Source organism: Phaeobacter sp. JH20_34 (assembly GCF_048056095.1).
GTDB lineage: Bacteria > Pseudomonadota > Alphaproteobacteria > Rhodobacterales > Rhodobacteraceae > Phaeobacter > Phaeobacter bryozoorum.
In genome coordinates, this window is sequence record NZ_JAYMWT010000023.1 from 63842 (window position 1) to 85099 (window position 21258).

Here is a 21258-nt window from a genome sequence, read left to right on the forward strand (position 1 = left end):
GGCATCTGATGCCATCGTCCATCCCCGTAATCGAAACCAAGCGCCTGATTCTACGTGGCCCGGAAGCCGTGGATTATCCCGACTTCAAAGCCACGTTCAGTTCCTATCGTGCGCGTTTCATGGGCGGTCCACTGAACCCCTATGAGGCCTGGATGCTCTATGCCGCCGAAATCGGCCACTGGCAGGTGCGTGGCTTTGGCATGTGGATGATCCACGATAAGACCACCGAGGAAACTTACGGCATGGCCGGTGGCTGGATGCCTGCTGGCTGGCCCGAGCGTGAGATCGCCTGGATCATCTGGCCCGATGCCGCAGGTAAAGGCTATGCGCTGGAAGCAACCCACGCGGCACGGAACTACTATTACAATACGCTCGGCTGGGATGGGGCGGTCAGCTATATTGACCCCAAGAACCTGGATTCGATCCGTCTTGCCGAACGGCTGGGTGCCAAGAAGGACCAGGACGCTGCAACCATTGATGGCAACGACGCCGTCTACAGGCATCCCGCACCAGAAGCGCTCAAAAACAGCCAGTTGTCCCATGGGATCGAGATGGAGATAAGCCACTACGCAGATCCCATGTTCAAACCGGAGGGTTGGGCGCTTGACTGATCTATTCACCCAACGCTGCCTGATGCGATATGCCTTCATTGCCTTGTGGAGCCAGAAATGACGACAGAGACTCAAGATCCCGTCGCCCGCGCAGCGGCGTTGCTGAAAGGCCACCGCGAGAGTATTGATCGCCTCGATGCGATCCTCGTCTACACGTTGGGCGAGCGGTTCAAGCACACCCAGGCGGTGGGCCGACTCAAGGCAGAACACGACCTTCCCCCGTCCGATCCGACGCGTGAGACAGCGCAGATCGCACGGCTCGAAGACCTGGCGAAACAGGCCGACCTGGACCCCGATTTCGCCAAGGCTTTCCTGAATTTCATTATTCAGGAAGTCATCCGACACCACAAGAAACACCAGGAATAACAGGGACTTCCCTGCAAACGCCATTAAAGGAGACTGAACCCATGGCAATGAAAATTCGTCTGGCCCGCGGCGGCTCGAAAAAGCGTCCCTTCTACCGCATCGTGGCTGCCGACAGCCGCATGCCGCGCGATGGTCGCTTCATCGAAAAGCTGGGCACCTACAACCCGCTGCTGCCGAAAGACAGCGAAGAGCGCGTGAAAATGGACATGGAGCGTGTGCAGCACTGGCTGGACCAGGGCGCCCAGCCCACAGATCGTATCGCTCGCATGTTGGAATCCGCTGGCGTACGCGCTAAGGTTGAACGCAACAACCCTAAGAAAGGCACCCCGGGCAAAAAAGCTCAGGAACGTGCTGAAGAGAAAGCAGCCAAAGCTGCTGAAGCGACTGCAGAAGCGGAGTAAGTTGATGAACATGCGGGACAATTCATTCTCTGAAGACTTCCGCATGCAACTTGATCTGTTGATGCGTGTCCGGCGCGATGTGCGCCGGTTCCGCTCTGATCCGGTGGACGAGACAGTGCTTACGCGCTGTCTCGACACCATTCAGCTGGCTCCCTCCGTGGGTCTCAGCGAACCATGGCGGGTCATTCGCGTCGAAAGTGACGCAGCCCGGGCCGCCGCACTTGCCAATTTTGAAAGCGCAAACGCCGAAGCGCTAGCGGGTTTCTCCGAAGCCAAGGCCGAACGCTACGCCAAGCTGAAGCTTTCCGGCATGCGCGAAGCACCGGTTCAGTTGGCGATCTACTGCGACGATTCCACCACAAAAGGTCACAAGTTGGGCGCCGGCACCATGCCGGAGATGCGTCGCTATTCGGTGGTCACCGCCGTGACTCTGTTCTGGCTGGCCTTGCGCGCCGAAGGGCTGGGGCTGGGCTGGGTATCCATCCTTGACCCACAACGGTTGAACAGGGATCTGGATGTGCCAGCGGACTGGCAGCTGATCGGCTATTTCTGTGTTGGTCACCCGGAGCGGATGTCCAAGACGCCCGAACTGGAACAACTGGGTTGGGAAACCCGGCGCAACGCATTGCCGATCGAAACTCGGTAATCCGCCCATGTGGCGATTGATACGGCTTGCGGTTTTTGTTCTGATCGCCTTTACCGCAGGCGTTCTATATGAACGCAATTACCAAACAGAACGCTGCGGACTCGCGGGCGGCACTTGGACTGCTGCGCGGTTCTGCAAAGGATGGACTGAATGACTGAGCAGATTTGCGTTGGTGCCATTTCCGGCTCGTACGGAGTGCGGGGCGAAGTGCGGCTGAAGAGCTTTTGTGCGATGCCCGAGGATATCGAAAACTATTCCCCGCTCAGCACCGAAGACGGCAGCCAGACCTATACGATCACCTTGGTCCGCGCCATCAAGAACGGGTTTACCGCCCGTATCGGCGGAATCGAGACCAAGGAGCAGGCCGATGCTCTAAAGGGGGTCCGCCTGTTTGCGCCGCGTAACCGTCTGCCGAGCCTGCCGGATGATGAATACTACCACACCGATCTGATGGGGCTGGAGGTGTACGACACCGGCGGGACCCTGCTGGGGACCGTGAAATCGGTGCAGAACCACGGCGCCAGTGATCTGCTGGAAATCGCCATCCCGGCAGACAGCAAGACAGTATTGCTGCCCTTTACACTGGCTGCGGTGCCGACGGTCGATCTTGCCAGCGGACGCATCATCGCAGACCCGCCGGACGGCGTGTTCTGAGCCCGTCAGCCTTCAGCTGCCAACAGCTGCTCCAGCACATGTTCAACAGCGACCCCGAGATCCTTTGTTCTCTGTCGCGGCTCCGATAGTTTGCCGCCCAGCGCTGACCACAGCTTGAACAGGCGCCAAGTAAAGAAGAACCTAAAGATCAGATCCGTCGTCAGTTCTGCACCATAGCCGTCCTCAAATGCTGCCCAATCGGCTTTGGCAACACCTCCGAAACCAGGCGCGCGCCCTTCTGCAGCAAGGTGGTCGGGGCAGTTGGACAACCAGATATCGGCAATATCGCGCTGCGGGAATGTTCCGTCGTGGTTTGAATAGTCAATGAATGACACCTCACCATCGCACATCAAGATATTGCGTAGATGAAGATCTCCATGCTCCAATGCACCACGAAATGTCTGTGCACGGGCGCGCCGTGCCTCCCGGTGAAGCAGCGCGCAGAGACCCAGATACCTCTTGGGCTTCAAGACCTGGAACTCCCCGGCACGTACCGCCTCCGCCCGCGCTGAGACCTGTTTCAGAAACGGTTTTGGCCAGAATTGCATATCTCCGGCATCCGAAACCCTGTGCAATTCAGCGACCGCATGTCCAATCCGTCGAAGAACCTCTGCCCGGTCACCAAACCCGTATTCGGTCATAGCCAGCTCGCGGTAGGCGGTATCCCCTTGGACAAAGTCCATCAAAACTACAGCACTATCTTGATCTCGCCACAGCACGTCAGGCGATGACACACCGCAGACCGATTGCAGGCCAAGCGCCGCTTGCTGATGCCGGTCAAGAAACCTGATCTGCCGCGCGGCGTTGGCTTCGTCAAAAACCGCCCTCAAGACATAGCTTTGCCCACTGGCCGTTTTGACCTCGAGCACACTGCGACAGTGTTGGCGCCGACTATGCACCTGTAGTCTGCGAAAACTGACCCCATCGGGCGGCAGACCTAGATCCGACGCAATACGTGGCCAGAACGCTTTTGCGCGCGCCTGCACATCGTCGATTGCGGCCTGATACTCACGGTCGGTAACAATAAAGGCCATTTCCGAATTCATCCAAACACCAAAGCTTTTTATTGCGTGTCGTTCTAACTGGATTAAACAGCACCACATGAGTGCACAAAACAAATCTCATGGCCGCAAAGCCATTCGCCCCTCATTTAAACCGCGCGAGCTGATGACGCCGACGCCGGATCTGGTCGGCGTCTGGAAGGCCAAGATCATGACGCTGTTCCCGAATGCCTTCCCCGGCATACTTGGCGAAAGCCTGACCGGAAAGGCGTTGCAGGAAGGATTATGGCAGCTGGAAACCATTGACCTGCGCCAATTCGGCATCGGTAAGCATCGCAATGTCGATGACACTCCGGCAGGTGGCGGCGCCGGCATGGTCCTGCGGGCCGACGTTCTTGGCAACGCTATTGAACACACAATGGCAGGCACCTCCGGTAACTGGCCCCTGATCTATCTGTCTCCGCGCGGTCGCCGGATGGATCAGGCGTTGATGCAGAACCTCGCACGCTGCGACGGGGTCACCTTGCTCTGCGGGAGATTCGAGGGTGTCGACGAGCGCGTATTGCAGCACTATGGCATTCAGGAAGTCTCCCTGGGAGATTTTGTGATGACCGGCGGCGAGATTGCCGCCCAAGCCATGATTGATGCCACCGTTCGGCTGATCCCAGGCGTCTTGGGGAACCAAGCCTCTGCCGAGGAAGAGAGCTTCTCCTCAGGCTTGCTCGAGCACCCGCAATACACCCGTCCGGCAGACTGGAAGGGTCACCCCATACCTGATGTTCTGATGTCCGGCCATCACGGCAAGATCGCTGAATGGCGCCAGAAAATGAGCGAAGAGATCACGCAGGCGCGGCGCCCTGACCTTTGGCAGGCCTTTCTGAACCGCAAAAAGGCCGAGTGAGCGCCCGCAAGTGGACAGGCCGGTCCCAGACTGAACCTAGGCTCTTGATCCGCCAGCAAAACAGGCATAGAAGGCCCTGTCTGGATTCGCTTTTGCGTCTATGGACCGGTGTGCTGTTGCATCATGAAACCCCCGACCCGCCTTCTTCGGCAATCTGGGGGGATGTCAGCCCACTCTCAGGAAAGAACGGGACGATCTCTGGCGGGCTGCAAATGGCGGGACCCGATGAAGACCAAGAGCTCTCGCAACCGCGCAAAACTTCGTGGACAAAACCACGAGCAACCATAGGAGACCTGCGATGGATCTGATCGCACAGTTGGAGGCGGAACAAGTTGCCGCCCTGGGGAAAGAGATCCCCGATTTCAAAGCCGGTGACACCATCCGCGTTGGCTACAAAGTGACCGAAGGCAGCCGCTCGCGCGTGCAGAACTACGAAGGTGTCTGCATCAGCCGCAAGAATGGCTCCGGCATCGCCGGTTCGTTCACCGTTCGCAAGATTTCGTTTGGCGAAGGTGTGGAGCGTGTTTTCCCGCTGCACTCGACCAACATCGACAGCATCACTGTTGTGCGCCGCGGCCGTGTTCGCCGTGCGAAACTGTACTATCTGCGCGCCCGTCGCGGTAAATCCGCACGGATTGCAGAAGATACAAACTACAAAGCCAAAGCGTAAGGAGTGGTATCATGAAAGCCGACACCCATCCCGAATACCACTTCATCGACGTCAAAATGACTGATGGCACCATCCTCAAGATGCGCTCCACCTGGGGCAAAGAGGGTGACACTCTCTCGCTGGACATCGACCCCACCGTGCACCCCGCATGGACCGGTGGTTCGACCCGCCTGATGGACGCCGGTGGTCGCGTATCGAAGTTCAAGAAAAAATACGAAGGCCTGGGCTTCTAAGCCGATCCGGTCTTGTTCTTTCGGAAAACGCCGCTCATTTTGGGCGGCGTTTTTTATTGGTGCCACGCCTGCCCGCGCAGCGCCCTCTCCGGTTAACGCAGGATGAACCTAGACCCTAAAACAGGGCCTAACGTGCGGATATCCCGCTTTCCATCGATTCGCGCGGGCAGTATACTCATCCCAAAATGCGCGGTATTTTGCGCAGTGATTGGGGGAAGCGAACGTGGCGCATATTATTGTCGTCGGCAACGAAAAAGGGGGCGCGGGCAAATCCACCGTTTCCATGCATGTGGCAACCACCCTGGCCCGATTGGGATACAAGATTGCCGCCCTGGACCTCGACTTGCGTCAACGTTCACTTGGGCGCTATCTGGAAAACCGCAAGGCGTTCATGGAAAAGGCCGCGCTGGACCTGCCGCTGGTGGAGCTGCATGAGCTGCCCGAAATCGATCCCGAAAGCCTGCAACCCGGCGAGAACATCTATGACCACCGGCTGTCTGCGGCGGTCTCCGAGCTGGAACCCAACAACGACTTTATCCTGATCGACTGCCCGGGTTCGCACACCCGGCTCAGTCAGGTCGCCCATTCCCTGGCCGACACGCTGATCACGCCACTGAACGACAGTTTTGTCGATTTCGACCTCCTGGCGCATACTGACCAAAAGGGTGAAAAGATCACCGGGCCATCCGTTTATTCCGAAATGGTCTGGAACGCGCGACAGTTGCGCGCGCAGGCTGGACTGAAACCAATTGACTGGATTGTGATCCGAAATCGGGTCGGCACTCAGCGTATGGTGAACAAGGAAAAGATGGAACGCGCGATTTCCATGCTGTCGAAACGGATCGGATTTCGCGTTGCCCCCGGATTTTCGGAACGGGTGGTGTTCCGGGAGTTGTTTCCGCGCGGGCTGACCCTGCTGGACCTCAAGGATATTGGCGTCAAACAGCTGAATATCTCCAACATCGCGGCACGGCAGGAACTGCGCGACATGATGAAATCGCTGAATCTGCCAGGCGTGGATGTCGATATCTGATCAGCCACAGGCGTCGCGCCCTATCGACCAGGTGTTGGGCAAGGGCAGCCGATGGTTATTCCTGATCCTCGGGTTGGCGATTGCCGAGCTGTTGCTTGTCATGGTCGCCTACCAGCTGCTGGCCAATGTGCATTGCAAATTCACCGGCGCGGATCTGGCCTGTACCACCGTGCGATCACTCGCCGGGCGTTTGCTGGCGTTGTTGACCGTGCTCAGCCTTTATCTTGTGCTGGTGCGCAGCGCCTATACTGCGCTGGCCGCATTTGTCGGGAGCGCCTCGCAACGCCCATCGGCAGTTATCCTGAACCTCGTCGGCCTTCTGATCGCGCTGGTCCCGCTGGCCCTGTTTGGACCCAGCGGCATCAACGCATGGATTTCGCCGACCCTTATTCTGGTCTGCCTAGGCGGCGGCATCGCCGGGCTAGGCGGTCTGCTGGCCCTGATGCCACTTCGAGATTGGGTTGTCTGGCTGCGCGGCGGCGGCCTGCCTCTGATCCTGGCGCTCCTTGTGGCACTGGTCATGCCCGATATCACTCGCATGATGGAACCGATCTGGAACATAGAAGCGCTGACGTCGGTGACGTTCCTCCTCGTGACATGGGTTCTGGAAAGCTCAGGTGCCACTGTCTGGTCCGATCCGGCGTTGCATCTGATCCGTGTCGACGGTTTTCTGGTGGAGATCGGCGAACCCTGCTCAGGCGTCGAAGGGTTTGCCCTCGTCACGACCTTTATGGGGCTTTATGCGCTGTTGATGGGCCGCGACCTCAGGCAGACACGATATTGGCTGTTCCTGTTTCCCGCCGCTCTGCTGCTCAGCTGGGGCTTCAATGTCGCGCGTATCGCTATACTGATCCTGATCGGCGCCTGGATTGCACCGGAGCATGCGGTCAACGGATTTCACAGCTATGCCGGCTGGCTGATGTTCACCTGTCTTGCGCTGCTGATCCTGGCGATTGCCCATCGCTCTCGCTGGTTGCAGAGCAACCCCGCTAGGGTGGCCGCCGCAACCGCCGACCTGCCACCGCTGCGCGCCGATATGCTGATCGCGAGCATAGTGCCTTTTGTCGTGATGATGCTGAGCGGCGTATTGGTTTCTGCAATCTGGGCAGAACCTGCAGACGGATATCCGCTGCGTACCGCAATGATGGCAGCCGCATTGCTGTTGTTCTGGCCTGCCCTTAGGGCGCTGGCCTACAGGCCACGCCCTATGGATATCACCGCCGGGGCCGCAATTGCAGCCGTCTGGATCGTGATGGCCACACCCGACATCAGCCGTGGCAACATTACAGAGCACCGGGATACCCTATGGATTGCGACACGCCTGCTCGGGACCATAATTCTGGTGCCCATCATCGAAGAGCTTTTCTTTCGCGGGTACCTGCTGCGCCGCATGGCCGGGCAGGGTCAGGTTCTACGGGCGGTTATCGCCTTGATTGTCAGCAGCCTTCTGTTCGGTCTGATGCATGACCGCTTCGCGCTTGGTGTGGCCGCTGGCGCAATCTTTGGCGCCCTATATCTGCGTGGGGGCGGGTTACCGGCCGCCATATTGGCCCATATGGTGGCAAATGCCCTGATCGCGTATGTTGCCTTTGCGACCGGGAACTGGACACTTATCTAGGTCCAGAATGGTTGACTCAAGCGACGCCCTGGCAGCCATTGGTTCTAGACAGACCGGCGTCGGCGCAACTCCCAGCTCAGAAGCAAAGCAGCGGCGACCGCAGCCACGGCGAGCATACCTGCGCTGACGTCGATCTCAGGCACGGTCTGGCCATTGCCGTTGCCGTTCCCATTGCCCCCGCCGTTGCCCCAACCATTGCCCCAACCATTGCCATTGCCGTTCCCATTGCCCGGTCCGCCCGCCTCAGGCCATTCACCAGCCGCAAATGCCATGGGGGCAGTTGCACACAAAACGGCCGCAACGGTTATCAGGTCATGTATGCGCACTGCCAGTTTCATCACACTTTCCTCGCTGCTCTCTCAATAAAGTCAGGCATGGCAGTTCAAGATTTCTTGCACGAATCTCGTTGGCCATAATCTGTCCCAGCTCTGCTCTACGCGGAAAAAATGCGTAAATTATGGCAATTTTTACCTTTGTTCAGGCTGAGCGTTGTTCTGACGCCCGATCAGAAAGGCCCGCTGCGCTGCCTTCGTAAATCGTGAAGAGCTCAACCGGCTCGGCAACACCGCGCAGCATATAGCGACCCAGCGACACCAGATCGTGACTGGTCGGCTGGGCTGCCCGTTGAACCTGTTCCGAGACAATGATGCTGCGACCAACAGAGGCGTGCATACCTGACAGCCGTGCCGTCAGGTTGACGGTTGGTCCGATCACCGTGAAATCCAACCGGTTCTCAGATCCGATATTACCATAGAGGATTTCGCCGGCATGCAGGGCCAGCGTGAAATCAGCAACCGGGTTACCCTGCTGCGCACGCTCAACATTGCGATTGCGTATCTTGCTCTGCAAGCCACTGGCCGCCGCGAGCGCTGCTGTTGCATCTTCGCCGATACTGCCAAGGTCAAACATCGCCAATATGCCATCACCCATGAATTTGAGGATATTCCCTCCATGGGTCTGAATGGTCTCGACCGCCAGACCAAAGTAGTCGTTAATCATGTCGATCAATTCGGCGCCCGGAATTTGCTCAGCCAGTTGGGTAAAGCCTTTCAGATCGAAATAGCAGATCACCGCATCAATCTGGCGTGACGAGCCCCGCTGTATTTCTCCTGACAGAACCCGCTGACCAGCATCGCGACCGAGATAGACCTGAAGCAGATCCTTGGCCATCTGCTGGGCAGAGGCCGCCCGCAGCGCCAGCGCCAGATGCGGGTAGATAAAACGGATCAACGTGAGATCCGCCTCTGAGAAACCATCGAGATGATCGGTTGACCAGGATGACAGGATGCCCTCTCCCGGCCGCTTAGGATCAAAAGGGGCATCGGCAAAATCACCAAAGCGCATTGCCAGCGCAAAGTAATCCGTGGCCCCGCGCTGTTTGAACTGCGCTAGCGCAGGAAACCGCTCCAGCACATGCCCGGTCAGTTTGGTGCGAAACTCAGGCACTTGGCGTTCCAACATATAATAGAAGGTGCTGTAGAGCCACTCATCCCGCGGTGTATCGCTGTGTTCATAAAATTCATGCGACAAGCCGTCCGCGCGGGTCCAGCTAAAGCCGATACCACCGTATTTTGGGTGATAGGCACGCTGCGCCAGATGAAACCGCAGGAGCGGCACGCCGTCGTCAGCAAGCCTCTGGCAAAAGCCTTGCAGCATCTCCTGACGGCTTGCCCCTCTTAGTCCTTCAGCAGTCAGCCAGTCGATTATCGGCGTGGCGCGCAGAGCAGCATCCGTCATTGTGCACGGCCTCACATTGTGGTTCCGGCCCAATCTGAAGCCTCAACCAACGGATGTCTATGGTTCAATTCCGGCCAGTTTGCGCAGCATGTGGCGTAGCGCCTCGCTTTCACCTTCGCTGAGTCGGGATGCAAGCTGCCCATCATAGATGGCGGCCTGCTCCCGAAGATCGCGATAGGCGGCCTGCCCCTGCGGGGTCAGTTCCAGATGCTCCGATCGTCGGTCTCGTTCATCCCGGTGACGCAATACAAATCGACGCTCGGCGAGCTTCGCAACGGCACGGCTGATCTTGGTCTTATGGATTTTGGCGCGCTGGCCAATTTCCTTTGCGGTCATGCGCCCGTAGCTGCCCAAATGAAACAGGACCCGCCATTCGGTACGGAGCATCCCGTAGCGATTCTTGTAGTGTTGTTGAAACTCAAGCGAGCTCTCTTCTGCGGCGCGATTGAGGAGATAGGGTAAGAAATCCTGCAGCGCGAAGTCATCTTTTTCGGTCATGAGGGTGACCTATGCCTTGTTAGTTACAAAATCAACTATTACCGAAACAGAGAGTTAAGAAAAGGAGCGCGCCATGAATCGCAAAGTCGATGCCCACAAAATGATCCAGGCCCCGTCCCTTACCGGGCCACACGAGGGCTATATGCCGGGCTTTGCCAATGATTTTGAAACCGAGGCGCTGCCCGGTGCGCTGCCGCAAGGCATGAACAGCCCGCAAAAGTGCAACTATGGTCTTTACGGCGAACAGCTGAGCGGCACCGCTTTTACCGCCGATGTGCCGGAGCGGACCTGGTGCTACCGCATCCGCCCGTCCGTCAAGCATTCGCACCGCTATCAGAAGATCGACCTGCCGCATTGGAAGTCTGCCCCCTGCGTCGATCCGGACGTGATCTCGCTGGGCCAGTACCGCTGGGATCCGGTGCCGCATTCGGATGAAGGCCTGACTTGGCTCACCGGCATGCGCACGATGACCACCGCAGGCGATGTGAACACCCAGGTCGGCATGGCCAGCCACATCTATTTGGTCACCGAGTCGATGGTGGACAGCTACTTCTTCTCCGCCGATTCTGAACTCTTGGTGGTGCCACAGGAAGGACGCCTGCGCTTTGCCACTGAGCTGGGTATCATCGACCTCGCACCGCAGGAAATCGCCATCATCCCGCGCGGTCTGGTGTACCGGGTGGAGGTGCTGGAAGGCCCCTGCCGCGGCTTTGTCTGCGAGAACTACGGCCAGAAATTCGAGTTGCCCGGCCGCGGGCCCATCGGCGCCAACTGCATGGCCAACCCGCGCGACTTCAAGGCGCCGGTGGCGGCGTTCGAGGATCGCGAGACGCCGTCCACCGTGACCATCAAATGGTGCGGTCAATTCCATGAGACCAGGATCGGCCACTCGCCGTTGGATGTGGTGGCCTGGCACGGAAACTATGCGCCCTACAAATACGACCTGACCACCTATTGCCCGGTCGGCGCGATCCTGTTCGACCACCCGGACCCGTCGATCTTTACCGTGCTGACGGCACCGTCGGGGGTGCCGGGCACTGCCAACATTGACTTTGTGCTGTTCCGCGAGCGCTGGATGGTGGCTGAGAACACCTTCCGCCCGCCGTGGTATCACAAGAACATCATGTCGGAGCTAATGGGCAATATCTACGGCCAGTATGATGCCAAACCGCAAGGGTTCGCGCCGGGTGGCATGTCCTTGCACAACATGATGCTGCCGCACGGGCCGGACAAGAATGCGTTCGAGGGTGCGTCGAACTCCAACCTCGGCCCCGAGAAGCTCGAGAACACAATGTCCTTCATGTTCGAGACCCGTTTCCCGCAGCATCTGACAGGCTTTGCCGCGAACGAAGCACCGCTGCAGGATGACTACATCGACTGCTGGGCCGATATCGAGAAGAAATTCGACGGCACACCAGGCAAGAAGTAATCCAACGGGGGCGCTGCCCCCTCTGCGGCCTGAAGGCCGCATTCACCCCCGGAGTATTTCGGGAAAGATGACGAGAGCAGCTGCTCTCAAACGAAAAGGACCACGTATGCCTTTGACAAAATCCTGGGTCACCTCCGCCAACAGCGCGACCCATCCGTTCCCACTGAATAACCTGCCTTATGGCGTGTTTTCTGTTGATGGAGACGATCCGCGCTGCGGCGTGGCCATCGGCGACATGATCCTCGATATGCAGGCCGCCGAGGAAACCGGCTTGGTCCAGTTGAGCGATGCGCCACTGTTCGACGTTCCGTATTGGAACGACCTTATGGAAGAAGGTCCGGCCGTCTGGACTGCGCTTCGCAACCGTTTGACAGCGCTGCTGTCCGAAGGCTCTGCCGAGCAGGGTAAGGTCGAACCTTTGCTGGTTCCGGCTACGGACGCCGAGCTGCACATGCCCTTTGCCGTCAGCGAATACACCGACTTCTATGCGGGCAAGAACCACGCCTTTAACGTCGGCACCATGTTCCGCGGTCCGGAAAATGCGCTGCCGCCAAACTGGCTGCATATCCCGATCGGCTATAACGGGCGGGCCTCCTCCGTTGTGGTGTCCGGTACCGATGTGCGCCGACCCTGGGGTCAGCTGAAAGGTCCAAATGACGAGACGCCGCGGTGGGCGCCCTGCGCGCGCTTCGATATCGAGCTGGAGATGGGCGCCATTGTCGGCACCCCCTCCGATGGCCCGATCACCGTGCAGGAAGCGGATGACAACATCTTTGGCTACGTGCTGCTGAACGACTGGTCCGCGCGCGATATCCAGGCCTGGGAATACCAGCCCTTGGGACCGTTCCAGGCCAAGGCCACTGCCAACACGATCTCTCCTTGGATCGTGACCAAAACGGCGCTGGAGCCGTTCCGCTGCGACACGCCCGGGCGTGAGGTGGAACTGCTGGACCACCTGAAGGATTGCGGCCCGATGCTCTATGATATCGACCTTGAGGTCACCATGGCGCCGGAAGGCAAAGAGGCCACAACCATCGCGCGGACCAACTACAAAGAAATGTATTACTCCGCCGCACAGCAGCTGGCGCATCACACCACCTCGGGCTGCCCGATGAACGCGGGCGATCTTCTGGGCTCCGGCACCATCTCCGGCCCCACCAAGGAAAGCCGCGGCTCGCTCCTGGAACTCAGCTGGGGCGGTAAGGAGCCGCTAACGCTGGACACTGGCGAGGAGCGCTCCTTCATCGCCGACGGTGACACGCTGACCCTGAAAGGCGCGGCCAAAGGCGATGGCTACACCATCGGTTTCGGCGACTGCACCGGTACCGTGCTGCCCGCGCTTGAAGACCCCTACGCAAGATAAGGAAGACCACAATGGCAAAAGCTTTTGCGTCCCAAGGGGACATGACCGAAAAGAAAATCACCTTTGATGAGATCGGCGAGGGGCTTTATGCTTTTACCGCCGAGGGCGACCCGAACTCCGGCGTGATCATCGGCGATGACTCTGTGATGATCGTCGAAGCGCAGGCGACCCCACGGCTTGCGAACAAGGTGATCGACTGCGTTCGCTCTGTCACCGACAAGCCGATCACCCATGTGGTGCTGACACATTACCACGCTGTTCGCGTACTGGGTGCTTCCGCATTTGGCGCGCAGAACATCATCATGTCGGACAAGGCCCGTTCGATGGTGGTCGAACGCGGGCAGGAGGACTGGGACAGCGAGTTCCAGCGCTTCCCGCGCCTTTTCGAAGGCCATGAGAGCATCCCCGGACTGACCTGGCCGTCCACCACCTTCAGCGATTCGATGACCGTTTACCTCGGCAATCGCCGGATCGACATCAAGCATCTGGGTCGCGCCCATACCGCGGGTGACGCGGTGATCCACGTGCCGGATCAGAACGTGATGTTCACCGGCGATATCGTCGAAGACCACTCAGCCTGCTACTGCGGCGACGGGCATTTCGGTGACTGGGGCAGGACGCTGGACAATATCAAAGCTTATGATGTCGACGCCATTGCCCCCGGTCGTGGAGACGCGCTGGTGGGCAAGGACGCGGTGGAACGCGCCGTCGAAAGCACCCGCGATTTCGTTGAAAGCACCTACCGCCCGGCAGCGAAAGTTGCAGCCCGCAACGGCACGCTGAAAGAAGCCTGGGACGCGGTGCGCGCAGAATGCGATCCGAAGTTTGCAGATTATGCCATCTATGAGCATTGCCTGCCCTTCAACGTGGCCCGTGCCTATGACGAGGCACGCGGCATCGACACCCCCCGGATCTGGACCGCTCAGCGCGATCTGGAGATGTGGGAAGCCCTGCAGGGGTGAGGCCCAGGCAAATTTATACTCGGGGCGGTTTGATCCAGATCGTATCGCCCCAGCAGTACCTATGAAATGTTTGACCAGAACCTCGGCGTAGCCGCGACCGGGGGCTAGTCGAGCCGTGCCTGACGGCACCCGGATTTGGGAGGAGGCCAGATGAACAAGATCTTTGAAGTTCCCTTGTATTCTTATCAACGCAGTGACGATCAGGATGCGCCCTCGCCGGTGCGTCATCCCGTCGTCGTGATCGGTGCGGGGCCGGTTGGTCTTGCTGCCGCAATTGACCTGGCCCAGCAGGGCATTGGCGTGGTTGTGCTGGACGACAACGACAAGGTCAGTTTTGGCTCTCGCGCCATCTGCTTCTCGAAACGGACACTGGAAATCGCCGATCGGCTTGGCCTCGGGGATCCGATGGTCGCCAAAGGCGTTCAATGGAACCTCGGCAAAGTCTTTTTCGACGACCGCAAGGTGTACGATTTCAATCTCCTGCCTGAGGAGGGCCACAAGCGGCCCGCATTTATCAATCTGCAGCAGTATTATTTCGAGGAATACCTGGTGAACCGGGTCCGAGAGCTGCAGGAGCAAGGCGCGCCGATCGAAATCCGCGGCCGCAACAAGGTCTCTGCCATCGGCACTCACCCCAGCCATGCCGTGCTGGAAATTGACTCGCCAGAAGGTTCCTACAACCTGGAAGCCGACTGGCTGATTGCCTGCGACGGTGCCGGCTCCCCCACCCGGCAGATGCTGGGGCTGGATTTCGTCGGACGGGTGTTCGAAGACAACTTCCTGATTGCTGATGTGATCATGGACGCGGATTTCCCGACGGAACGCTGGTTCTGGTTCGACCCTCCCTTCAACAAGGGGCAGTCGGCACTGCTGCACAAGCAGCCCGACGGGGTCTGGCGCATTGACCTTCAGCTGGGCTGGGACATCGACAAGGAGCGTGAGAAGCGCCCCGAAAACGTGATCCCGCGACTCAAGGCGATGCTGGGCGAAGATGTGAAATTCGAACTTGAGTGGGTCTCGATCTACACCTTCCAGTGTCGCCGGATGGAGCAGTTCCGCCATGGCCGGGTTCTGTTCGCGGGCGATGCCGCGCATCAGGTCTCGCCGTTTGGCGCCCGCGGTGCCAACTCCGGCCTGCAAGATACCGACAATCTGTGCTGGAAACTCAAGCTGGTGATGGACGGCAAAGCGCCGGAAAGCCTGCTGGACAGCTATGACATTGAACGCGTCCACGGCGCTGACGAGAATATCCGGAACTCCTCGCGCTCCACCGATTTCATCACCCCCAAGTCGGAAGTCAGCCGGGTCCTGCGTGATGCGGTTCTGGACCTGTCCGAACAGTATGAATTCGCGCGTCCTTTGGTGAACTCCGGCCGGCTGTCGGTGCCCTGCACCTATGAGGGCTCACCGCTGAATTCGGCAGACGCGCTCAACGGGCCGGAACGCACCCGGCCCGGCTCACCCTGCCCCGATGTGCCGCTGGTCGACGGGTTTCTGCTTGGCAAGCTGGGCGACAAATTCACCCTGCTGACCATCGACGCCGACGCGCCTGATGAGATTGAGGAATCCGGCATCACGGTCACCCGATTGGCGCTCTCCAGCAAGGACGACAAGACACTGGCGCTGAAGGACCGCTACCTGGGCAAGCATGAAAGCGGTGTCTACCTGATCCGCCCAGACCAGCATGTCGCCGCCCGCCGCCCCAGCTATGACGACAACCTGTTCCGGCATGCGATCCGCCGGGCCATCGGCAAGGAGTGATCACCATGACCGAAGACCAACTGATCCTGGCCGCCAACCTCGAACGCGCCGACGATTTCTATGCCGATCTGCTTGCCGCACATGAGGACCTGAGCAAGGCCGAAAGCGATGCGCTGAATGCACGGCTGGTGCTGGTGCTGGCAAATCACATCGGGAAACGCGCGATCCTGAAACAGGCGCTGGCTGCTGCCGCGCTGAAAACCGGGGAGGACTCCGCTTGAAAATCGAACAAATCCACCACGTCGCCTACCGCTGCAAGGACGCAAAGGAGACAGTCCTGTGGTACAACAAAATGCTGAACATGGATTTTGTTTTGGCCATTGCCGAGGACCATGTGCCGTCGACGCATGAACCCGACCCGTACATGCATATCTTCATGGATGCAGGCAACGGCAACGTCCTGGCCTTTTTTGAGCTGCCGACCAAGCCGGAGATGGACCGCGACCGCAACACGCCGGTCTGGGTGCAGCACATCGCCTTCAAGGTGAAGGACCGCTCGACCCTGATCCAGTTCAAGGAGCATCTGGAGGCCAACGGCGTTGAGGTGCTGGGCGTCACCGATCATTCGATCTTCCACTCGATCTATTTCTTCGATCCGAACGGCCACCGGGTGGAGCTGGCCTGCCCCGACCCGGAGGAACAGGCACTGCTGCAAAAGCTGGACTCCGTGAAATGGGAAATGCTGGAAGAATGGTCCAAGACCAAGAAGGCGCCGAAACATGCCGAATGGCTGCACGCCAAGGAATTGAGCGAGCTTTAGTGATCGGGCCGCGGGGCGGTGTTTCCATCGATCACTCAGGCCATGCAGGGAGACCGGAATGTCTGATGTCATACTCTACGACTACTGGCGATCATCGGCCAGCTATCGTGTTCGCATTGCCCTCAATCTCGCGGGTATCGCCTACCGGAGCCAAACCGTGGATCTGGTCAACGGCGAGCAAACCGGCCCCGAGCATCTGGCCCGCAACCCGCAAGGGTTCGTGCCGGTGCTGGAAATCGACGGGCTGCGCCTGACGCAATCGCTGGCAATCCTCGACTACCTGGACCAGACCCGAAACCTTGGCCTGCTGCCTGGCACCCCCTCAGAGCGTGCGGGGGTTCAGGCCCTTGCCCACTCCATCGCGGTTGATCTGCACCCTGTCTGCAATCTGAAGGTCGCCCGCTACGCCACCAGCCTTTGTGCAGAGGCACAGCCGCAAGATGCTGAACACTCTCTCGACATGCCCGCAGGCTGGATGCGCCACTTCATTCGTCCGGGTCTCATTGCTTTTAATGCGCTTCTGGAAAGATATCCCCCTGCGCCATATTGCACCGGAGACCGTCCGGGGCTCGCAGATCTCTGCCTGATGCCACAACTCTACAACGCCCGACGCTGGGGGGTGGATTTCAACGACCTGCCCCGTCTTGGTGAGATTGAAGCCACATGTGCAAGCAATCAGGCCTTCGCGATGGCGCATCCGGATGCAGTTCATTCCGCCACTACAACGGACAAACAGATAGGATAGTCCGCATCCAGCGGTACGGCTCCTGCCAGACGAGGGGATCATTGATGTCAACCGATTGGACGGGTTTCACCCTTGCCATGACAGTGTTTATCGTCAGCCATTTCCTGCCACGCCTCGCAGATCTGCGCGGGCGACTGATCGCAACCCTTGGTCGCCGCGCCTATTTCTCGGCCTACGGGCTTTTGTCACTCGGAGTGTTCGGCTGGGTCATCGTAGCCGCGGCTGATGCGCCTTATGTCGAACTCTGGCCGCCATCTGATTGGTTGCGATGGGCCCCGATGCTGACAATGCCCTTGGTCTTTGTGCTGACAAGCTGCGGTTTGGGCGTGGAAACCCCCTTTACGCTTGGAGGACGGCGCAGTTCCGATCCGACGCGGGATGATCCCGGGCGCGCCGCGCTCAGCCGCCATCCGATCCTCTTGGCGCTGGCACTTTGGTCGCTGTCACATCTGCTGGCCAACGGCGATTTGGCTCATGCCATTGTGTTTGGCGGATCCTTTCTCCTGGCCGGTGCTGCAATCCTGCTCTTTGACCTTAAGGCACGCGCAACGCTTGGTGCGGACGCAGCGGCTTATTTCGCAACTACCGCCGTGTTCTCGCTACGCCCGATCCGCAACTCAGGCTGGCGGCAACAGCACCTGCGGGATCTGGCCATACGGGCTGCGCTTGGCCTGTTGCTCTGGGCGGCCGCGTTACATTTGCATGAGCGCGTGATCGGCGTTTCACCCTTGCCAGTCTAAAATTTGATTTCGCGCAAAGTCCTGCATTCAGAAATCGGTCATATCTGGCAATATGAAACAGATTGATCGCCTTCGCGAGCTGGGACTTTTTGACAGCCGCGTTCCCCGCTATACTTCCTACCCCACAGCGCCGGTATTCAGCGCAGCCGTCGATAGCGCTTTCCAGAGCCATGCACTGTCGGCGCTGGACCCGGCGGAACCTGTGTCAGTCTATATACACGTGCCCTTCTGCGAACGCTTGTGCTGGTTTTGTGCGTGCCGAACCCAGGGCACTCAGACACTCAGCCCGGTCGAAAGCTATATCGCCACCGTCGAAAAAGAACTGTCCCTTCTCGCCGAGCGACTTCCCAAAGGGTTGCAGATGGGCCGCCTGCATTGGGGAGGCGGCACTCCGACCATTCTGCCGCCAGCGCTGGTACACCGGCTGGCGCAAGCGGTGAAATCTGCCATACCACCGACAGATGATTGCGAGTTTTCAGTCGAGATCGACCCGACAATGGTAGACGGCGACAAGATTGCGGCTCTGGCAGAGGAAGGCATGAACCGCGCCAGCATCGGCATTCAGGATTTTGATCCCGAGGTGCAGGCAGCAATCGGTCGTATCCAGCCCTATGACGTCACTGCCGCCTGTGTCGCTGAGCTGCGCGCGGCTGGCATTCGATCTCTGAATACCGATCTCGTCTATGGATTGCCCCATCAGGACGCGACACGCATCGCGGATACGGTTGACAAGGTGCTGACACTGGCGCCAGATCGTGTCGCCCTGTTTGGTTATGCCCATGTCCCATGGGTGGCAAAACGGCAGAAGCTGATTGATGATACCGCGCTGCCAGGCGATGAAGCCCGCTACCATCTGGCTGAGCTGGCCGCAGAGGCATTTCGATCTGCCGGATTTGCCAACATCGGCATAGATCATTTTGCGCGCCCTCAGGACCGCTTGAACCTGGCCAGCGAAAATGGCGGCTTGCGGCGAAACTTCCAGGGTTACACGGATGACCGCTGCCCGACGCTGATCGGTGTTGGCGCTTCTTCGATCTCGCGCTTTGAAGGCGGCTATGTGCAGAATGCAGCTGCTACGGCCGCCTATGTTCAGAGGATTGAAGCCGGCGAGCTTGCCGGCGCACGCGGCCATCAACTTACCCAGATCGACAAGGTGCGGGCTCGGGCGATTGAAATGCTGATGTGTGATTTCCTGCTGGATCTCACGGAACTGCGCCAGCGGTACGGGCCCATATGCCAGCAGCTGACTGCGGATCTGGAGGAGGTCACCGCGACCTACGGTGAACTGGTGACCTGGGCGGACGACGCCCTCCGTGTCAAACCCGAAGGGCGCGCGCTGACCCGGATCATCGCCAGCGCATTCGACGCGCATAAACCGGAGGGTGTCCGCTACAGCCAGGCCTCTTGACGCTTTGAAAATGACATAGATCAGTCTCGAATATTGGCTTATCTGTCGCGCCTTTCTGCGCGGGACCACCCTGCCGTTGCCAGCTTTCCCCGTTGCCAGCTTTCACGGTCACGCTATCTGCTGCCAGACCAGCGGAGTACCGGGACATGACCAATAATGTGACACCTCAGGACAGCAATGACCGCGGCAGGATTATTCTGATCCTGGGTGATCAGCTGTCGCATGATCTTTCGTCTCTGCAGCAGGGTGATCGACAGAAAGACCGCCTCCTGATGGCTGAAGTTACGGAGGAAGCCAGTTATGTCCCGCACCACAAAAAGAAACTCGCCTTTGTCTTTTCCGCCATGCGGCACTTCGCGGATGAGCTGTCCGCCGACGGTTGGGCCCTGCGGTACATGCGACTTGAGGATCCCGACAATTCAGGCAGCTTGATTGGCGAGCTGGAGCGTGCATTGGAGCAGACCCCGGCAACAGAGGTTCTCATCACCGAGCCGGGAGAATATCGCCTCAAAGAGGCGCTGACCAACTGGTCTGGACCGGCAAAGCTGACCATGCTTGAAGACAGCCGCTTTCTCGCCAGTCATGAGATGTTCCGCAACTGGGCGGAGGGGCGCAAACAACTCCGCATGGAGTATTTCTATCGCGAAATGCGTCGCAAAACCGGCTTATTGATGCAGGGTGACGACCCTGAGGGTGGCAAATGGAACTATGATTCTGAGAACCGCAAACCGGCCCAGAACGACATGTTCATGCCCAAGCCTGTTCACACCGATCCGGACAAAATCACGCAAGGCGTACTCGCGCTGGTGGAGCAGCGGTTTTCCAGCAATTTCGGACAGCTAACCCCCTTCTGGTTCGCAGTCACCCGCAAGGAAGCCCTGGCGGCGCTAGATCATTTTGTAGATGAGGCGCTGCCACTATTTGGCGATTATCAGGATGCCATGCTGACAGGAGAGCCGTTTCTCTACCACTCCGTTCTGGCGCAATACATCAATATTGGCCTGCTTGGCCCTTTAGAAGTCTGCCTCCGCGCCGAACGTGCCTATTATGAGGGGCGCGCTCCTCTCAATGCGGTCGAAGGGTTTATTCGTCAGATTATCGGCTGGCGCGAGTATATGCGCGGTATCTACTGGCTGAACATGCCGGGCTACACCTCAATGAATTTCCTGGGGGCAACACGGGACCTGCCAGAGTTCTACTGGAGTGGCCGAACCGACATGGCCTGTATGGCCGCAGCCATCAGTCAGACCCGTGACGAGGCCTATGCACATCATATTCAGCGGCTGATGGTCACCGGCAATTTCGCCATGCTGGCTGGAGTGGACCCGCACCAGGTCCACGAATGGTATCTGGCGGTCTACGCAGATGCCTATGAATGGGTTGAAGCGCCAAATGTCATCGGCATGAGCCAGTTTGCAGATGGCGGTTTCCTAGGGTCCAAGCCCTATGCCGCCAGTGGAAATTACATCAACAAGATGTCGGATTACTGCGCGAATTGCGCCTATGACGTGAAACAAAAAACAGGGCCCAAGGCTTGCCCGTTTACACCGCTGTACTGGGATTTTCTGATCCGAAACCGTGAAAAACTGTCAAGAAACCCGCGTTTGATGCAGCCCTATCGGACCTGGGACAGAATGTCGTCAGACAAACAGGAGGCCTATCTCAGCAGTGCAAGAAAGGTTCTGAACAGTCTCTAAATAGGCATTTTCGGGGATTTGGCC

At 58.7% G+C, this 21258-nt stretch carries 24 protein-coding genes; 20 read left to right on the forward strand and 4 right to left on the reverse strand.

Features of this window, described 5'->3' with window-relative positions; translation table 11 throughout:
• The first annotated feature begins 8 nt into the window (after positions 1-8).
• The 5 genes from VWZ81_RS18300 (at position 9) to rimM (ending at position 2678) form a co-directional block, all read left to right on the forward strand.
• A complete protein-coding gene (locus VWZ81_RS18300; RefSeq protein WP_340546503.1) occupies positions 9-611 on the forward strand; it encodes a GNAT family N-acetyltransferase in 603 nt (200 codons plus the stop codon).
• A gap of 57 nt (positions 612-668) precedes the next feature.
• Positions 669-977, forward strand: coding sequence for a chorismate mutase (locus VWZ81_RS18305; protein ID WP_340546502.1), 309 nt, complete (start codon positions 669-671; stop codon positions 975-977).
• Positions 978-1018: 41 nt separating this feature from the next.
• A complete protein-coding gene (gene rpsP, locus VWZ81_RS18310) occupies positions 1019-1378 on the forward strand; it encodes a 30S ribosomal protein S16 (RefSeq protein ID WP_340546501.1) in 360 nt (119 codons plus the stop codon).
• 4 nt (positions 1379-1382) lie between these two features.
• A complete protein-coding gene (gene bluB / locus VWZ81_RS18315) occupies positions 1383-2024 on the forward strand; it encodes a 5,6-dimethylbenzimidazole synthase (RefSeq protein WP_416541009.1) in 642 nt (213 codons plus the stop codon).
• A gap of 150 nt (positions 2025-2174) precedes the next feature.
• Positions 2175-2678 (forward strand): ribosome maturation factor RimM, encoded by a 504-nt coding sequence (rimM, locus tag VWZ81_RS18320; protein ID WP_416543475.1) that lies wholly within the window; start codon positions 2175-2177, stop codon positions 2676-2678.
• Positions 2679-2683: 5 nt separating this feature from the next.
• On the opposite strand, the gene VWZ81_RS18325 is transcribed toward rimM, so the two are convergent.
• Positions 2684-3712 (reverse strand): phosphotransferase, encoded by a 1029-nt coding sequence (locus tag VWZ81_RS18325; protein WP_416585730.1) that lies wholly within the window; start codon positions 3710-3712, stop codon positions 2684-2686.
• Positions 3713-3779: 67 nt separating this feature from the next.
• Here VWZ81_RS18325 and trmD point away from each other — a divergent pair, with 67 nt between their 5' ends.
• The 5 genes from trmD to xrtE all read left to right on the forward strand — a co-directional run bounded on the left by trmD (position 3780) and on the right by xrtE (position 8134).
• A complete protein-coding gene (gene trmD / locus VWZ81_RS18330) occupies positions 3780-4580 on the forward strand; it encodes a tRNA (guanosine(37)-N1)-methyltransferase TrmD (RefSeq protein WP_416538318.1) in 801 nt (266 codons plus the stop codon).
• A gap of 298 nt (positions 4581-4878) precedes the next feature.
• Positions 4879-5250 carry a 50S ribosomal protein L19 gene (gene rplS, locus VWZ81_RS18335; protein WP_014876109.1) on the forward strand — a complete coding sequence of 124 codons (372 nt, stop codon included), beginning with the start codon at positions 4879-4881 and terminating at the stop codon, positions 5248-5250.
• 11 nt (positions 5251-5261) lie between these two features.
• Positions 5262-5483: a 50S ribosomal protein L31 gene (rpmE, locus tag VWZ81_RS18340; protein WP_340546496.1), complete on the forward strand. Its 222-nt coding sequence runs from the start codon at positions 5262-5264 to the stop codon at positions 5481-5483.
• Positions 5484-5706: 223 nt separating this feature from the next.
• Complete coding sequence (locus VWZ81_RS18345) at positions 5707-6516, forward strand: division plane positioning ATPase MipZ (protein WP_340546495.1); 810 nt, start codon at positions 5707-5709, stop codon at positions 6514-6516.
• Positions 6503-8134 carry an exosortase E/protease, VPEID-CTERM system gene (gene xrtE, locus VWZ81_RS18350; RefSeq protein WP_416543477.1) on the forward strand — a complete coding sequence of 544 codons (1632 nt, stop codon included), beginning with the start codon at positions 6503-6505 and terminating at the stop codon, positions 8132-8134. The genes VWZ81_RS18345 and xrtE overlap by 14 nt, the downstream gene beginning before the upstream one ends.
• Positions 8135-8178: 44 nt before the next feature.
• On the opposite strand, the gene VWZ81_RS18355 is transcribed toward xrtE, so the two are convergent.
• The 3 genes from VWZ81_RS18355 to VWZ81_RS18365 all read right to left on the reverse strand — a co-directional run bounded on the left by VWZ81_RS18355 (position 8179) and on the right by VWZ81_RS18365 (position 10369).
• Positions 8179-8472 (reverse strand): VPEID-CTERM sorting domain-containing protein, encoded by a 294-nt coding sequence (locus VWZ81_RS18355; protein ID WP_416543478.1) that lies wholly within the window; start codon positions 8470-8472, stop codon positions 8179-8181.
• A 139-nt stretch (positions 8473-8611) separates the two neighbouring features.
• A complete protein-coding gene (locus VWZ81_RS18360; protein WP_340546492.1) occupies positions 8612-9871 on the reverse strand; it encodes an adenylate/guanylate cyclase domain-containing protein in 1260 nt (419 codons plus the stop codon).
• A gap of 57 nt (positions 9872-9928) precedes the next feature.
• Positions 9929-10369: a MarR family winged helix-turn-helix transcriptional regulator gene (locus VWZ81_RS18365; RefSeq protein ID WP_340546491.1), complete on the reverse strand. Its 441-nt coding sequence runs from the start codon at positions 10367-10369 to the stop codon at positions 9929-9931.
• A 73-nt stretch (positions 10370-10442) separates the two neighbouring features.
• Here VWZ81_RS18365 and hmgA point away from each other — a divergent pair, with 73 nt between their 5' ends.
• From hmgA to VWZ81_RS18415, 10 genes are all read left to right on the forward strand, one after another.
• Complete coding sequence (gene hmgA, locus VWZ81_RS18370) at positions 10443-11798, forward strand: homogentisate 1,2-dioxygenase (RefSeq protein ID WP_340546490.1); 1356 nt, start codon at positions 10443-10445, stop codon at positions 11796-11798.
• Between the two features lie 106 nt (positions 11799-11904).
• Positions 11905-13161, forward strand: coding sequence for a fumarylacetoacetase (gene fahA / locus VWZ81_RS18375; protein ID WP_416543479.1), 1257 nt, complete (start codon positions 11905-11907; stop codon positions 13159-13161).
• A gap of 11 nt (positions 13162-13172) precedes the next feature.
• A complete protein-coding gene (locus VWZ81_RS18380; RefSeq protein WP_416534672.1) occupies positions 13173-14123 on the forward strand; it encodes an MBL fold metallo-hydrolase in 951 nt (316 codons plus the stop codon).
• A gap of 150 nt (positions 14124-14273) precedes the next feature.
• Positions 14274-15884: an FAD-dependent oxidoreductase gene (locus VWZ81_RS18385; protein WP_416543480.1), complete on the forward strand. Its 1611-nt coding sequence runs from the start codon at positions 14274-14276 to the stop codon at positions 15882-15884.
• A gap of 5 nt (positions 15885-15889) precedes the next feature.
• Positions 15890-16105 (forward strand): DUF2783 domain-containing protein, encoded by a 216-nt coding sequence (locus VWZ81_RS18390; protein ID WP_271907643.1) that lies wholly within the window; start codon positions 15890-15892, stop codon positions 16103-16105.
• Complete coding sequence (locus tag VWZ81_RS18395) at positions 16102-16644, forward strand: VOC family protein (protein ID WP_416538311.1); 543 nt, start codon at positions 16102-16104, stop codon at positions 16642-16644. Before VWZ81_RS18390 ends, VWZ81_RS18395 begins: the two co-directional genes overlap by 4 nt.
• 58 nt (positions 16645-16702) lie before the next feature.
• Positions 16703-17389 (forward strand): maleylacetoacetate isomerase, encoded by a 687-nt coding sequence (gene maiA, locus VWZ81_RS18400; protein ID WP_416543481.1) that lies wholly within the window; start codon positions 16703-16705, stop codon positions 17387-17389.
• A 44-nt stretch (positions 17390-17433) separates the two neighbouring features.
• A complete protein-coding gene (locus tag VWZ81_RS18405; protein WP_416543482.1) occupies positions 17434-18129 on the forward strand; it encodes an NnrU family protein in 696 nt (231 codons plus the stop codon).
• Between the two features lie 52 nt (positions 18130-18181).
• Positions 18182-19537 carry an oxygen-independent coproporphyrinogen III oxidase gene (hemN, locus tag VWZ81_RS18410; RefSeq protein ID WP_416543483.1) on the forward strand — a complete coding sequence of 452 codons (1356 nt, stop codon included), beginning with the start codon at positions 18182-18184 and terminating at the stop codon, positions 19535-19537.
• A gap of 146 nt (positions 19538-19683) precedes the next feature.
• A complete protein-coding gene (locus VWZ81_RS18415) occupies positions 19684-21234 on the forward strand; it encodes a cryptochrome/photolyase family protein (protein WP_416543484.1) in 1551 nt (516 codons plus the stop codon).
• Positions 21235-21258: the final 24 nt, after the last annotated feature.

Bases quoted from the DNA above. Each gene is read 5' to 3' on its own strand.
- rpmE (WP_340546496.1), top strand. From the start codon at position 5,262: ATGAAAGCCGACACCCATCCCGAATACCACTTCATCGACGTCAAAATG.
- VWZ81_RS18405 (WP_416543482.1), top strand. From the start codon at position 17,434: ATGTCAACCGATTGGACGGGTTTCACCCTTGCCATGACAGTGTTTATC.
- bluB (WP_416541009.1), top strand. From the start codon at position 1,383: ATGAACATGCGGGACAATTCATTCTCTGAAGACTTCCGCATGCAACTT.
- maiA (WP_416543481.1), top strand. From the start codon at position 16,703: ATGTCTGATGTCATACTCTACGACTACTGGCGATCATCGGCCAGCTAT.
- VWZ81_RS18355 (WP_416543478.1), bottom strand. From the start codon at position 8,472: ATGAAACTGGCAGTGCGCATACATGACCTGATAACCGTTGCGGCCGTT.
- VWZ81_RS18390 (WP_271907643.1), top strand. From the start codon at position 15,890: ATGACCGAAGACCAACTGATCCTGGCCGCCAACCTCGAACGCGCCGAC.
- VWZ81_RS18415 (WP_416543484.1), top strand. From the start codon at position 19,684: ATGACCAATAATGTGACACCTCAGGACAGCAATGACCGCGGCAGGATT.
- fahA (WP_416543479.1), top strand. From the start codon at position 11,905: ATGCCTTTGACAAAATCCTGGGTCACCTCCGCCAACAGCGCGACCCAT.
- hemN (WP_416543483.1), top strand. From the start codon at position 18,182: ATGAAACAGATTGATCGCCTTCGCGAGCTGGGACTTTTTGACAGCCGC.
- VWZ81_RS18385 (WP_416543480.1), top strand. From the start codon at position 14,274: ATGAACAAGATCTTTGAAGTTCCCTTGTATTCTTATCAACGCAGTGAC.
- xrtE (WP_416543477.1), top strand. From the start codon at position 6,503: ATGTCGATATCTGATCAGCCACAGGCGTCGCGCCCTATCGACCAGGTG.
- VWZ81_RS18305 (WP_340546502.1), top strand. From the start codon at position 669: ATGACGACAGAGACTCAAGATCCCGTCGCCCGCGCAGCGGCGTTGCTG.
- VWZ81_RS18380 (WP_416534672.1), top strand. From the start codon at position 13,173: ATGGCAAAAGCTTTTGCGTCCCAAGGGGACATGACCGAAAAGAAAATC.
- rpsP (WP_340546501.1), top strand. From the start codon at position 1,019: ATGGCAATGAAAATTCGTCTGGCCCGCGGCGGCTCGAAAAAGCGTCCC.
- hmgA (WP_340546490.1), top strand. From the start codon at position 10,443: ATGAATCGCAAAGTCGATGCCCACAAAATGATCCAGGCCCCGTCCCTT.
- trmD (WP_416538318.1), top strand. From the start codon at position 3,780: ATGAGTGCACAAAACAAATCTCATGGCCGCAAAGCCATTCGCCCCTCA.
- VWZ81_RS18325 (WP_416585730.1), bottom strand. From the start codon at position 3,712: ATGGCCTTTATTGTTACCGACCGTGAGTATCAGGCCGCAATCGACGAT.
- VWZ81_RS18365 (WP_340546491.1), bottom strand. From the start codon at position 10,369: ATGACCGAAAAAGATGACTTCGCGCTGCAGGATTTCTTACCCTATCTC.
- rimM (WP_416543475.1), top strand. From the start codon at position 2,175: ATGACTGAGCAGATTTGCGTTGGTGCCATTTCCGGCTCGTACGGAGTG.
- rplS (WP_014876109.1), top strand. From the start codon at position 4,879: ATGGATCTGATCGCACAGTTGGAGGCGGAACAAGTTGCCGCCCTGGGG.
- VWZ81_RS18300 (WP_340546503.1), top strand. From the start codon at position 9: ATGCCATCGTCCATCCCCGTAATCGAAACCAAGCGCCTGATTCTACGT.
- VWZ81_RS18360 (WP_340546492.1), bottom strand. From the start codon at position 9,871: ATGACGGATGCTGCTCTGCGCGCCACGCCGATAATCGACTGGCTGACT.